15 protein-coding genes and 1 pseudogene are annotated in these 13,059 nt (G+C 38.0%); 10 read left to right on the forward strand and 6 right to left on the reverse strand.

Annotation, left to right across the window (positions count from 1 at the left end; genetic code table 11):
- Positions 1-233: 233 nt before the first annotated feature.
- From HS5_RS14525 to HS5_RS08295, 9 genes and pseudogenes are all read left to right on the forward strand, one after another.
- Positions 234-368 (forward strand): hypothetical protein, encoded by a 135-nt coding sequence (locus HS5_RS14525; protein ID WP_256445536.1) that lies wholly within the window; start codon positions 234-236, stop codon positions 366-368.
- A 141-nt stretch (positions 369-509) separates the two neighbouring features.
- A complete protein-coding gene (locus tag HS5_RS08260; RefSeq protein ID WP_236750858.1) occupies positions 510-734 on the forward strand; it encodes a VapB-type antitoxin in 225 nt (74 codons plus the stop codon).
- Positions 721-1,119 (forward strand): type II toxin-antitoxin system VapC family toxin, encoded by a 399-nt coding sequence (locus tag HS5_RS08265; RefSeq protein ID WP_236750860.1) that lies wholly within the window; start codon positions 721-723, stop codon positions 1,117-1,119. Before HS5_RS08260 ends, HS5_RS08265 begins: the two co-directional genes overlap by 14 nt.
- A gap of 64 nt (positions 1,120-1,183) precedes the next feature.
- Positions 1,184-2,197, forward strand: coding sequence for a hypothetical protein (locus tag HS5_RS08270; RefSeq protein ID WP_236750862.1), 1,014 nt, complete (start codon positions 1,184-1,186; stop codon positions 2,195-2,197).
- Entirely contained in the window at positions 2,194-3,915 is a 1,722-nt protein-coding gene (locus HS5_RS08275) for a hypothetical protein (RefSeq protein ID WP_236750864.1), read from the forward strand. Before HS5_RS08270 ends, HS5_RS08275 begins: the two co-directional genes overlap by 4 nt.
- A 32-nt stretch (positions 3,916-3,947) precedes the next feature.
- The gene (locus HS5_RS08280; RefSeq protein ID WP_236750866.1) at positions 3,948-4,868 is read left to right on the forward strand and encodes a DUF4097 family beta strand repeat-containing protein; all 921 of its coding nucleotides are present in this window, start codon (positions 3,948-3,950) and stop codon (positions 4,866-4,868) included.
- Positions 4,869-5,063: 195 nt separating this feature from the next.
- On the forward strand, positions 5,064-5,963 hold the full coding sequence (locus tag HS5_RS08285; RefSeq protein ID WP_236750867.1) for an ABC transporter ATP-binding protein: 900 nt from the start codon (positions 5,064-5,066) through the stop codon (positions 5,961-5,963).
- On the forward strand, positions 5,960-7,306 hold the full coding sequence (locus HS5_RS08290) for an ABC transporter permease subunit (protein WP_236750869.1): 1,347 nt from the start codon (positions 5,960-5,962) through the stop codon (positions 7,304-7,306). Before HS5_RS08285 ends, HS5_RS08290 begins: the two co-directional genes overlap by 4 nt.
- 172 nt (positions 7,307-7,478) lie before the next feature.
- A pseudogene (locus HS5_RS08295) lies at positions 7,479-7,973 on the forward strand (PaREP1 family protein).
- Positions 7,974-8,457: 484 nt separating this feature from the next.
- Here the strand turns inward: HS5_RS08295 and HS5_RS08300 are convergent.
- Positions 8,458-8,964, reverse strand: coding sequence for a PaREP1 family protein (locus tag HS5_RS08300; protein ID WP_236750871.1), 507 nt, complete (start codon positions 8,962-8,964; stop codon positions 8,458-8,460).
- Positions 8,965-9,109: 145 nt separating this feature from the next.
- On the reverse strand, positions 9,110-10,231 hold the full coding sequence (locus HS5_RS08305; RefSeq protein WP_236750873.1) for a VWA domain-containing protein: 1,122 nt from the start codon (positions 10,229-10,231) through the stop codon (positions 9,110-9,112).
- A gap of 324 nt (positions 10,232-10,555) precedes the next feature.
- Between HS5_RS08305 and HS5_RS14530 the strand changes: the two genes are divergently transcribed.
- Positions 10,556-10,690, forward strand: a complete 135-nt coding sequence (locus tag HS5_RS14530; protein ID WP_256445537.1) for a hypothetical protein — start codon at positions 10,556-10,558, stop codon at positions 10,688-10,690.
- 55 nt (positions 10,691-10,745) lie between these two features.
- Here HS5_RS14530 and HS5_RS08310 read toward each other — a convergent pair whose 3' ends face one another.
- The 4 genes from HS5_RS08310 to HS5_RS08325 form a co-directional block, all read right to left on the reverse strand.
- Complete coding sequence (locus HS5_RS08310) at positions 10,746-11,102, reverse strand: hypothetical protein (RefSeq protein WP_236750875.1); 357 nt, start codon at positions 11,100-11,102, stop codon at positions 10,746-10,748.
- Between the two features lie 77 nt (positions 11,103-11,179).
- Positions 11,180-11,566, reverse strand: a complete 387-nt coding sequence (locus HS5_RS08315) for a hypothetical protein (RefSeq protein WP_236750877.1) — start codon at positions 11,564-11,566, stop codon at positions 11,180-11,182.
- Entirely contained in the window at positions 11,563-12,192 is a 630-nt protein-coding gene (locus tag HS5_RS08320) for a hypothetical protein (RefSeq protein ID WP_236750879.1), read from the reverse strand. Before HS5_RS08320 ends, HS5_RS08315 begins: the two co-directional genes overlap by 4 nt.
- Positions 12,183-13,058, reverse strand: a complete 876-nt coding sequence (locus tag HS5_RS08325) for an ABC transporter ATP-binding protein (protein ID WP_236750880.1) — start codon at positions 13,056-13,058, stop codon at positions 12,183-12,185. The genes HS5_RS08320 and HS5_RS08325 overlap by 10 nt, the downstream gene beginning before the upstream one ends.
- Position 13,059 lies beyond the last annotated feature (1 nt).

Below are 13,059 nucleotides of genomic sequence, written 5' to 3' on the forward strand. Positions count from 1 at the left end.
TATACAAAGAGTGAATTCAATTAGCGGTAATCTATTCCTTACTTTATCTCGAGAAACTTGGAGTCTGTGAGTTTTTCATACTCTTACTAGGAACTAAGAGTAAGTGATATACTTTCTCGTTATTGTACAAATTCTCCTAAAGCCGTTAAGCCTATATTCTTATATTCCCGAATATATGTTCATAAAAATAAGAGAATGTAAGGAGATAAGGGACTTAAAGGGTTAGAGACTAAATGGAAGATAGGGAAGACTTTCCTTGCATCAAAATGCCTTTCATTACATACGAGGTGAAAAACAAGTTCGGTGAGAGTGAAGCCCAGAGGGCTATAGAAAGGATAAAGGACTTTGAGATCTCGAGGCTGGGCTAATAGGAGTGAGGATCCTTCAAAATCAGAGTACAGTATAGAACCAAGTAGACTAATACAGGTTGCTAAAGCAGTAGCAAGAGCGTCGCCATAATGGTGATATTATATGTAAGGTTTATTATCGTCTACGGATAATAGACATATATGTCTACAGTAATAAGTGTGAGGATAAAGAAGGAGATTAAGGAGGAGCTTGAGAGATACGGAATAGATATAGATAAAGAGGTCAGGGAATTCCTTGAGGAGCTTTACTTAAAGGTAAAGGCTAAGGAATACGTTGAGTCTTGGACTAAGCTTTTAGAAAACGTAAAGCCTAGCGAAAAAGGGTTTTCAGAAACTTCAGTGAGGGAAGACCGTGAAAGTCATTGACTCTTCTACTCTTGTTAAATTCTTCTCTAAGGAGGAGGGCTGGGAAAAAGTAGGAGAAGTAATAGGAGAAGGTGTAGTAACTCTTGATCTAACAATTAAGGAAGTCGCAAACGCATTATGGAAAAAGGTTTTAAGAGGGGAAATGAGCGAAGATGTTTCGGTTAAGATACTTTCAGATTTAGTTAATGGTGAAGCGATTAAAATTGTAAGTCAAGAGGAATACCTAATAGATGCGTTCAGAATAGCAGTTAAGGAAAAGATAACGGTGTATGATGCACTATTTATTTCCTTGGCTAAGACTAAGGGGATAGAGTTAGTTACATCTGATAAGAAACAGTACGAAGTAGCACTAAAGGAGGGATTGAATGCCAGCATTCTAGTATAAACTTGTATTCATACGATAACATTTTTATTAAAAGGTGACGTAATTGATGACACCGGTGCAGTAAATGCTGAGGGTTGAAATTAAAAGGGCCTTTCCGATGTTCTTCTTGGTAGCTGTGTCGTTACTTGTTACACTAGGTATTGCGTCATTACCTCCTCCTTCTTTTAACGTAGTTGGGGCAATTGCTTACTCTCCCGCTGGGGTAAAGGTAGGAGGTTATGCGTTTAATTTTTACGGTCAAGGGGTCCCAGTTACTATTAACGTTTCAATTGAGGGCTTTCACGAGATAGTAAAGAGCAATAACGGTACTTTCCTAGTTAATGTCCACGTCCTTTTCCCTAATGGTTCCACTCTGGTCGTTTGTGTAACTCATGGTAAAGAAAAGTACGTAACGACGGAGGTGTTGGTTAAGGATTTCATAACCTTTGCTAACGCCTCTATGAGTTATTCAGTCTTAAATTACGACAACGTATCAATGGTTTACGTTAAGGGGGAGACCGTAGTAGCTACTTTCTTAAAGTGTATTTACGTGAATGGAGAGAAAGTTCCGGTAAACTCTACTGTGTTCGTAGTAAACTCTGATAACGTGAGACCTCCTTTCGGCGAATATTCGTTAAGTGACTCTCAGATAGTTGGAAAGTGTATATATACTATCCTTACAATACTAGGAGTTAATATGGGCATCATTATCCTCACTGCTTATTCCTACCTATCCGTGTTCCCGCGTAAGCAGTTGGAGTTAATAATGAGGCTTAAGGGGATAAGCAAAGTTTTCTTAAGTAAGATGTTAGTAATGCTTGCCTTCTCTTCCTTACTCTCTTTTCCGTCACTACTAATCTTTTCAGCGATTAGGGGGATATTCCTCTCGTCCGCCCTTCATTACGTCCTTGTCGTTATTATGTATTCCCTGGCTGTCTACGGTATATCTCCTTTAGTTAATAGTAAGGAATTAGTTTATTCTTCCATAGTCATAGCTTGGTATTTGCTTGGATCTTTGCTTTATAACACGTTTAACCTCTTTTTCCTCCTTTTTCCCTTAGTTGGGTTATTTAAGTTGTGGTGGGTGTATAGGAGATGAGAAAGGCATTCCTAGTCTTAATATTTATACTCCTCGCGTTAGTAGTTCAGGCAGGAGTTAAGGAGCATTATAAGATAGAGTACTGTTCTGCCTCGGAAATTGTTTACGTCCCTCTAAATAATACTTATGCCATAGTAGCTGTAACGCTAACCAATAACGGTACCTTTGTAACCATATACGAAAACGGTAGGTCTGCTAGTATATATTGTGGAGCCCTAACCTTTAATGTGAGTGAAGAGAAGGTTCCTTATATATTCTCCAACATCGTGAACGCCAATAATAATGCGTCAATTACACATTTCATTACTAAATTGGGAGAAAACCTTCCTCGAATAGGGATATTTGCTTATAACGACTGCATAGCAATAGAGCTCCACGCACGTCATTATAAATTTCACGTATTTAACCAAGAACTGGATTTGACTAACGAATTCACTCTGAATAGTACTAGTAACTTCTTAGGGATTGTAAGGAATTACCTCATATTTTATAATGGAAAAGTAAGTTATGAGAATATTACAATTAATGGGGAAAGCCTTATTGAGTTCTTGTGTCCATTCTTGACTACACTTTGTGCGCTTGGAAACCGCACTGAAATTACCGTCCCCGAAATATCGAACGTAACTCTATCAATGTACAATATGCTGAACGGCAGCGTTAAGGAAATACATTTGAAGGACGTTGTTATCAGGGAATATCCTTCCCTTATTTTAGGAAACGCCCCAAGACTAGATTCTATTTGTCGCTGCTTTGTTCTAAATGATTTTATATTCGGGAAAATATTGGATTTAGAAACTTTATGCTATTCTAATAATTCCGTACAGGATAGGTTTTACATAATAAATCTATGCAACGGTGAAGTAAATTTATCTCCTAAATTTAGTGGGCAGTACTTTATCAAGCAGGAAAATAATATAATAATAGCAGAGGAACTCCTACCTATTTATAAAATACTGTATTTATATTCCCCTAACTTTACGTATTTAGGAACTACAAAAGTGTGTTACGTCTGCGTGTCCTTCCTATCGGGACCTATCAATTTAACAGAAAACCTTGTGACGATATTAATACCAATATATTCTATATCTAAAATATGCTCGCCCTACGCTACGGTGAAAAATTATGTTTGTTACGACGGTTACGTTTACGTAACCCATGGAGATTGCGTATTGATTATTCATAATAATGAGGTTACTAAGTTCAAAGACTCCGCATTGTTTTTCTCCGGAAAACCGGTTATTGTTGAGCATGAGATGAAAGGTTTTAAATTAATGGAGCTTAACGGTGATAAAATTGTAAAATGTGTTTTCATAAACGCTGAAAACTACACTACACGGAACATAATTGCAGTTACCAGAGGGGAAAACATAACTTGTTATAAGAACATTACTGAAAGTTACGGAATCACACATATATCGTATTCTGGAATAGGGAATTTCTTAGTATTCAACAAAAACGGCACGAATGTAGTAGTTACATTACCTAACTTTTGCGTAATTAAGCTTGCGGGCAGTTGTATTATAGGAGTGTACAACGGAACTCCTATCTTGTTTAACAAAGAATATCTACAAGCTTACTGTAACTACCCGACAGCTAATTGTTATAATTTAACTATCGGAAATACCTCGGTTAGGTACAGCAGTACTTTCTTCTTAATCCCAATATTTGTTCTAATTATTATATTAGGAATTATAGAGTTGAGGAGATTCATGAGGTAAGATTTTTAAGCAACTTTTTACAAAAATATTATATGAATCAGAAATTAATGGTAGTCTTGATAATTTCGATACTCTTAGCAGGGATAGCGGCAGTTTTGGTTATTCACTCGTTTTCTATTAGTGAAAATAAGAAGTACTGTTTTTCTCCAGTTTGTCCGGTACACAAGGTTATAATATGCAGTAACGTCGCTAACGTTATAATCAGCAAAGGGTCTACACCGAAGCTTATAATACACTTGATGGCTAAAGGTATATTCTTGTCATCAAAGATCTTCAGCGTTTCGTATAAAGAGAGTAACGGTGCTCTGATAGTGAAGGTCAAACAGTGCCCATTAGTATTCTTTTTCAATAGTCGCATCTGCTCATACATTTGCATTACTCTCCCCAGTCCATTACTAGACTCTATCAGCATTAGTTTAGGCAACGGTAATGTTAACATTGAAAACGTGAGCTCAACACAGGTTAAAATATACGACGGCAATGGAAATATAGGGCTGATGGGAGGAGATTTTACCTCATTAACTCTCTCCGATATCAACGGGAATATTGAGCTAATAAGCGCCAATTCCACGAACCTTTGTGTTAGCGACAGCAACGGTAACGTGGAGATTGAAGGTTCAAGCACATCAACTTTACACGTCAATGACCTTAATGGTAATATTGAATTACAGTGCGACAATTTCTCCAACGGTAATGTGAAGACGTCAAACGGATGTATAACGTTAAATAACGCTTTAGGGAATTACTTAAAAGCTTGTACTAGTAATGGTAATATAAACGTGATGGTTAGTAAGTACTTCAAGCTAGTATACTACCTAGCTTCAAGCAATGGGAACATTCACGTTACCGCATTACCTTCAATCCGCATAGTCACTAACTCTGGCGTAAAATATTCTCCTCCAGTAATATATGCCAGCACAGCCAACGGGTCTTTGTGTACAAGCTCAATTTAATTACAAGTCCTTTAGTGTTAATTAAAAGAAAGTAAATTTCACCTATCCTAAGCCGACTGGTTTTGCTGGACGTCGGTTCCACTAAGACCACTACACGTTCAGATAATGTACTAAAATAGCTTGATATGTAGAAATCTTATACCGTTACCATAAATTTTTTAAAAAAGGGGAGATTATCATTATCATGAAGATAAAATGATAAAAGTAATGAATATTTCTAAGAGGTACGGGAAGCTTATTGCTTTACAAGACGTTTCATTTACCGTAAATGACGGTGAGGTAATGGGCTACGTAGGTTTGAACGGTGCAGGGAAAACTACAACAATGGAAATAATAGCAGGAGTAACTGAACCGACTTCGGGCGACGTGGAAATTGAAGGGCACAGCGTAACAAAGGAGAAGAAGGAAGCTGTTAGAAACTTAGGTTGGGTCCCTGAACTTCCAATATTTGAACAAGACGTTAAGGCTTTGGACTACTTCGTATATTTGGCAGGGTTTTACGGGATAAGCAAGGACGAAGCTAAGAAGAAAGCGGAAGAACTGTTTTCTGCATTGGGCTTAAGCGGGAGGGAGAAAGATAAGTTAAAGAACTATTCTCAAGGCATGAAGAAGAGGTTTGCCTTGGCAGCGTCTATGATTTCAGACCCTAAGAACTTCCTATTTGACGAGGTGCTAAACGGTCTGGACCCTGAGGGGATAGCGTTCTTTAGGGATCTGGCAATTAAGCTTAAAAAGGAAGGTAAGGCTGTATTGTTTTCTTCCCACGTTTTGTCAGAACTGGAGAACATTGCAGACAGGATAGTATTTATTCACAAAGGTAGGATAATTAAGGAGATGACGATGGAGGAAATTAGGAAATCTGCTTCAGCTAACGCCTTTAGGATTACCTTGGAAAAAGTGGATAACGAGGTAATGGATATTGCCAAAAAGTACGGAAACCCCAAGCTACAAGGAAATACTATCATAATAGAAGGATTTAACGGTGACGTCGCAGGTCTGTCTTCTGCACTTTCTAAGTACAATATAGTAGACATGGGTAGGGTTGGCAGTAATTTGGAGGAAATCTTCTTTAAGTTAATAGGTGAGAGACAATGAGTAGTGTGTTTTACGACTTTAAGAGGAACTTCCTTAGGATCCCGGTTTTGGTCATCACTTTAGCCTTTGTGCTTTTAGGGGTCGGAATGGCTTATAACGCTTACTCTACCGTAGTTTTACCACACACTTATTTGTACCACGACGTAAACGTTGTGGGCATGAGTGAAGGTTCTGAGGTCATAGGTTATGTATTTAATAACCAAGGGAGTGGGATAAGCCATGCAAAGGTGATTGTAGGAGGAGGAGGGAATACTTATTATACTAACTCCTCAGGTTACTTCGTAATTACTACAAATTGCACTAAGCCAATCTTAGTGTGTTATGACCACCAAGAGGTATCTTTTACCGTCACACCTCTATTTGAAAACGTTACCTGCTTTATATCAGCCTCCGGGTTTATACGTAGTGTACCATTAGCGTTTATTCTAGTTAAGGACAATTTAATCATGCTTACGAGTAATCCCGCTGGACAGAACGTGTCAATCACCTTCGTAAACGTTACTACTACTAACGTTACTTACGTTGAAAGGCTTAACGGGTTCTTCAACGTTTATAAAATCAACTCTCCAGTAGGTAGTGGGAGTCTGGTAGTTTCTAGTTCTGGTAAAAGTGTCACTACGACTTATGCCTACTGTGGTAGTGGGTATATTAGCCTAACATTGAATGGTCTAGACCCAGCTTTTGTCTTTGCTTCGTTAGCTTACCCATTAGTAATGATATATCTTGCATACGTGATGTTTGCCAGACCTAGGGATACTGGTGCGTTAAAGTTTTTACTTTCTAGACCTATCAGTAGGACTGGGCTTTTCCTTAGTAGATATTTAGGAGGGATCGCAATAGCGTTGGTAGCTTCTTTCTTGGTGTCAGCACTGACATACTTTACTTATACTGCACTCCTTTCTTCTTCCAATATCTCAATGCCCACAAATGTCTTCTTTTACTTTTTAGATTACGCAATAGCAGTGTTGGTAATAATGTTCTCGCTAGTCATGATGTTCTCTACCTTCATAAAGTCAAGTACTGCAGTACTTGGATTATCTATAGGCGTTTTTCTATTCTTCCAAATAGGTTTTGGCGAAGTGTTCCCGCTATCCGGAATAATACCAAGCTTCATATATTCAGCAGTCCATAATTTCTTTGATGCGGTAAAAATCACTGCGGAATTATACTATTTCAACCCGTTTGGGATAGGGTACTATACCATTTATTATACGGGGAAGCAATTCCACGCAGTGTGTATGGTCCCTACAATCCATTTACCTTTAGTAGTCCTATCAGTACTTCTGTGGATTATAGTCCCTGCAGTGATTGGTCTAATAAGGTTCAGGAAGATAGATCTGTAAATTTTTTACTAATAGACTTTTTTGGATCTGTTCAATTTTTGTCAAACTAGTTAAACTAACTCCTAGATTTAGACTTACCCAAGATTGTACAACAAAGCATAACGCTCTAGAAATAAAGGTGTGAGCTGATCTAGTAATTAAGCTTTTATTTTACGAACAAGAATTTGGTCTGATGGAGAAGGCGGGGGAGGATTACATTGAGTCCAGAGTAATTGAGAGTCTGTCTGACCTTCTCCTTTCTCTTACTCTGCGGAAGGAAGGTTACACTAGAAAATCCGCTGGAAAAGCTTTCAGTGCTGTGAAAGCGTTAATGAGTGCACTCATAGTAACTAATGAGGATAAGTTACTTGCTCTAGCTAAGGATGATAAAGAAAGCGAATGGATTAAGAAGAAAGCCCACATTGTGTCCACTCAGAGTATGTACGCTTTGGCGCAGATACTGAAAGATATAGGGATCGATATTGTAAATCTTGTGAACTTTGCTTTAAACCTTCATGAGTATTAATATAACGGTTACGAACCAGACTTTAGTAAATACAGTAGAAAAGAAGACGTTTTAAGGGATCTAATTACGGTAGTGAAGGAGACTAAGAGGGTAATAAACACTTATTTTCCCAAGTACGAGGTTAAGGAAATTTCGAAGAAAATTGACGAGTTATTAAAATAAACGATAGAGGTATACATACTCTTTAACATCTCTTCATTATAAATGGAAGTTAAGGGGTGTCAATCTATACGACTTATTCAACTAAAGTTATACTTATCTAAGTGTTAAGTTTAGTTTCTATTAACTAAAATGTAAAGGTGAATTTAACGTCGACTTAGTATACACAAAGCACGACACAAACATTTTTTGCTAATGGTAATTTCACTAATATGGAAAATACCGGGTAATAGAGAAAATTGACTTATTTCGGGACAATTGAATAGCACGTTTATCGTTTGTTTTATCACTTTCTTAGACTTCTTTTATACTTAGTTAGACCTTAAGGTCAGGATAATGCAGTATATAATGTAACAACACCGTATGAACGCATGATTCCTACTCTTCCACAAAGTTAAGCACATTATATACCCTAGTTTGCCCTTTGACTTTCAGGATCTGACTAAGTATACTTCATCGTAGAAAATGTGTAATATCAATACTCGTATTAGCCTTGAATTTCACTCAATAGCTCATCTATCTTTTCTGAAATTTCCTTAACCTCGTACCTGGGGAAATAAGTAGTTATCACTTTTTTAGACTCCTTCACTACTGTAATAAGATCTGTAAGGACTTCTTCCTTCTTACTATATACACTGAAGCCCGGTTCAAAACCATTATATTGATAATCGTGAAGATCCAATGCAGTCCTCGCTAAGTTTTCAATATCGATTCCTATTTTCCTTAACATTTGCGCTAAACCATACATGCCGTGGGTAGGCAAAGTGTGAGCTTTCTTCTTAATCCATTCCTTCTCTTTGTCATCCTTAGGCAGATCTAGAAGTCTCTCTTCATTAGCTACTATGAGTGCACTCATTAACGCTTTCACAGCGTTGAAAGCCTTCCCTGCAGAATTCCTAGTATAACCCTCTTTCCACAGAGTAAGAAAAAGGAGGAGGTCAGACAGACTCTCAATTACTCTAGCTTCGACGCAGTCTTCACCAACCTTCTCCATGAGAATGCATCTATCTTAGTAAAATAAAAGCTTTAGGCTTTTTGTTATTACTCCAACTTAGGTTATTAGATTTTCCTTAAATCAGACCTCATAAGCTTTAACTTCATTTGCGTATCCAACAAAGCAATACTTTGCAGAAATAAGTCTACGCAGACCTTAGCTTCCTAGTCACTTCACTGGTTATTTCTTTAGACGCACTGTTAATGTCTTTAGTCTCAAGGCTCCGCTGTAACTTCCTGGTAGTCTCAACGAGGTCTACATTTTCAGTCTGTTGGGTTATTTCCTGAATTTCGTTTATCGTCTTCGTAACTTCCGCTAGGTTACTCGTGTTAATTTCCAAGACCAAATTATTCATCAAAGAGTAGTACCTATACTCTAAGAGGAGGTCTTTATTTACCCCGCTAAGGAACGTACTAGGATCTCTGGCAGGAGTTATTTGTACGGGCGTCTCTAAGTACTTCCTCCCCCCTTCCGGGTCTTCGTAAGTGAATTTAACAGTCATTAATCTCCCTTGGTAATATGAGGGTATTTCAACTTCTCCCAGTACCTTTATTGCCCCTTCAATTGCCCCTAACCTTACTGGGGGGCCTTGGTAGTTAAGTAATTTGACGGGAGTTGCAGAGTCGATCTCTACTCTTACGTCCTTTGCCCCTATCTCTTTCACGGCTAACTGGGGAAGGACATTTGCGACCTCCCAAGGGTTATCAATGTGGTATAACAACCCGCCGGTTTTATCTACTAGGATCTTGAGGATCTGCTCCTTGTAGTCTCCACCTATGCCTATGGATATTGCTTTAAACCCAGGAGGAAAACGCAGGTTCTCGTAAGGCTCTGGTTCTACTACGTCAGTGGGTTCGCCGTCCGTTAAGAGTATTATAAAGCCCGGGTTTCCGTATTTTTCTGCTATCTGTATTGCTGTATTTAACGCTTTGTAAAGCGCTGTAGCAGGCTCTACTGTTATTCCGTCGATGTGAGGTATTATGGAAATGGCGTCTGAAAACTCACTTATTACCCTCACTACCTTGGAAAAAGTTATGAAAGTTACCTTATTACCTTCTGGTATACTGTTAAGCAGGTTTATTGCCCCTCTCTTTGCGGTCTTCAGTTTTTCTCCTTCCATTGAAAGCGAGTTGTCGAGGAGGATTATGTAGTGGAATCCTGTAGCCTTTGTTTTCTTTTCCGGAACTATCGTTATCTTGAATACTGCCTTTACTGGTGAATTAAAGGAGAAAGCATGACTAAATTCAACTTTAGTGGAGATTGCCATATTATTAATTCTTTCTTGTTCCTAATATATATTAAGCAAATTGCTTATATGTGCTGTTTACAGAGATTGTTTTCATCATCATATTCGGTAGTGAAAATATATGCGTAACTGGAAATCCCTTCTTTAGATAATTAGCATTGTAACTAATTTAGTAGGAAATTATGTACGCGTTTTTAATATTAGTGGTCGACTTTCATGAATATTCAATATCAACTCTCGTCCTCATACCACTCGCTTGGCTTAGATGGGAAGTATACTTCTCAGCCACAACTAGAGAGCCTCATTGAATCCGTCACATTGCTCCTCGAGTTCTAGTCTACATGTATGGTAAAGCCCAAGAATTCTTCTGTGGAGTTAAAAGAGCTAGGAATGATATTAGATAGTAAACTTTACGGCTTATCGAAAACTGTTAACAACGGCATTATGGTCTACTCTAAGAGGAGAACTAAGGGAGTATAGCGTAAAACTTGGTATAATTATAGAAAGATAAGATGTCCGCATGAGAACACTCCGGTTATTTCCCCTTTATTTTTTCCAAAATTTCTGGATTTTGAACTTCTATAATAACAACCTTATACTCGAAACCGCAGTCCACGAATATCGCTAAAGAGTTTTCTAAATCTTTAGTAGCAAAAAACGCTAGGCCAAAGCCCGTAATGAACCTACCATATATGTCCTTCGATATATACGTCCCGCCCACCCTTAACTTAGGGCGTATTTTTCTCTTCTCCTCTTCGTCTAAGTCCTTCACGTAGGCTGCTTTTTCTATGCAGTTCAACGGGATCTCCAGTTCCTTCTTTATTGCCTCAATTTCTTCTAAGCCTTCAAGGTGGACGACTAATTTCTCTCCTTCAATATCTACTTTTGTCATCTGTATAACAAATTAGATAAGGTAGTAATAAATTTAAAATTTGGCTTGGTGCACATTCTCTTATTGCATTTTACAGCTTATTTTCCTATCCTAGCGCTTATTAACTTCAGTATTTCAAGTACTGCACCAATGCTTATGGTAATTATTGAAAAAGTAAAGTACCTAGTGTTGTAGAATATTTTGAACCCCTTAAAGGTTATTGTTGCATTCCCTTTACCTATTAGCGTGAAATTATCTAGGCAAATTGTGTCCCCCTTGGTTATATTTTGTATAAACTGTTTATGCCCGGAGACGTCAGAATACACCATAAAAGTTCCATTATTCACGTGGATTTTTGCAGAGGAAAACCACGACGGTGAAGTGAAGTCTGACTTTACGCTAGTGCTTACATGTAGAGGAAAAGTGACCTCGCCAAGGAAGAGGATTAAAATTCCTACTGAAATTAAGATTATGCCTAACCTCATATTGATGCACCTTTAAAGAGGTAATAGCTAATGATTAATAGGAATAATCCTAACACTAAGAAGAATAAATACACACAAATTGTAAAAATCTGGGAAAGCTTAAGTCCCATAAAGCCCAGTAAAATTCCTACAGATATGAAGAAAGCCCTAAACGGCCTCTTCGTTAAGATCGTTACAACGTAGGAAGCACTGGTGAGGAATAAATAAATGGAGATGAAGTCCAGTACCCAAACTAAACCTGCATTAAATGAAGCTAAGTAGAACACTGTTAAGGAAGATAGGATAAAAATAATCCCAGGTATGAGGACGTCTACAGTGTATAATGAAAGGAAGACCATCTTCCTGCCCTTCATTTGCAGGAAAGTTATGATTGTCCCATCGTAAAAGTCTTGTCCAGCACCAAAGGATACGTTTTTTAATGCTAAAATTACCAGGATTAAAGAAATTAAAGTTAGGATAAAGTTGAAAGTAAACCGTTGGTCATAGTTGGTAATACTCCTAGTTGTTGGGAAGAAATTGTCATAAGATAGTACTATTCCTATACTTAAAGCGAACTCTAAGTCAACGTATGATAAAATTCCATAGTTACCGTACCTATGCTTTATCAAAAGGTTAATTAACCCCAACCCACTTCACCTTGTACGCTCTTATCTAACATGGAATTCCTTATATAAAATATCTTAACTCCTTGCTTCGTAAGTTCTGAAACTATTTCGACAAGGTTTCCTCTTACCTTGATTTGGTTACCGTAAACTTCTACGGTGTAAGAGCTTAAAGCGGAGATAGCTTTTTTCACGTTATCGACTGTAATGTAGAATTCTTCAAGTAAATCGTTCCTTAACATTTTAGATATTTCCCCTACATACCTAAGGACTCCGTTGTTTATCCCTAGGAGGTGGGTGGATATCGCTATTAACTCTGAGGCAATGTGTGAGGATATTAAAACAGTAACGTGCTCTCTTTCCCTCAACTTCAGAAATATATTATAAACCTCGAACCTAGAGGCTACGTCGAGATTTGCAGTCGGCTCGTCTGCTACAATGATTTTAGGTCTCTTCAAGAGGGAGAATACTATCTGAACCTTTTGCCTAGTTCCTGTTGATAAGTCCTTAATCTTGTTTTTGAGGAAATTAGTGAGGTTAAGTTCCTCCATGAGGGACAAGGCGTAAGAATAGTCAGTGCCGAACTCTGAAGAAGCCTCTTGTATTACTTCCTCGACAGTAAGGAAAGAAGGTAAAAAGGGTTTATCTAAAATTACCGAGATTTTTCTTGGCAAACTTTGACTTCCCCAAGGGTCTTCTCCTAACACTCTGAGTTCTCCAGAAGTCCTATTTACCAAACCTGATATTATCTTAATCAAAGTAGACTTTCCTGCACCGTTTGGCCCAACTAGTGCGGTTATGCTCCCTTCCTCAATTGAGAAAGTTAGACCGTGGAGTGCCTCAAAGTCGCCGTACCTTTTAGCTAAGTTGTAAACTTCAATGATACTCATT

This window comes from Acidianus sp. HS-5 (assembly GCF_021655615.1).
Taxonomy (GTDB): Archaea; Thermoproteota; Thermoprotei_A; order Sulfolobales; family Sulfolobaceae; genus Acidianus.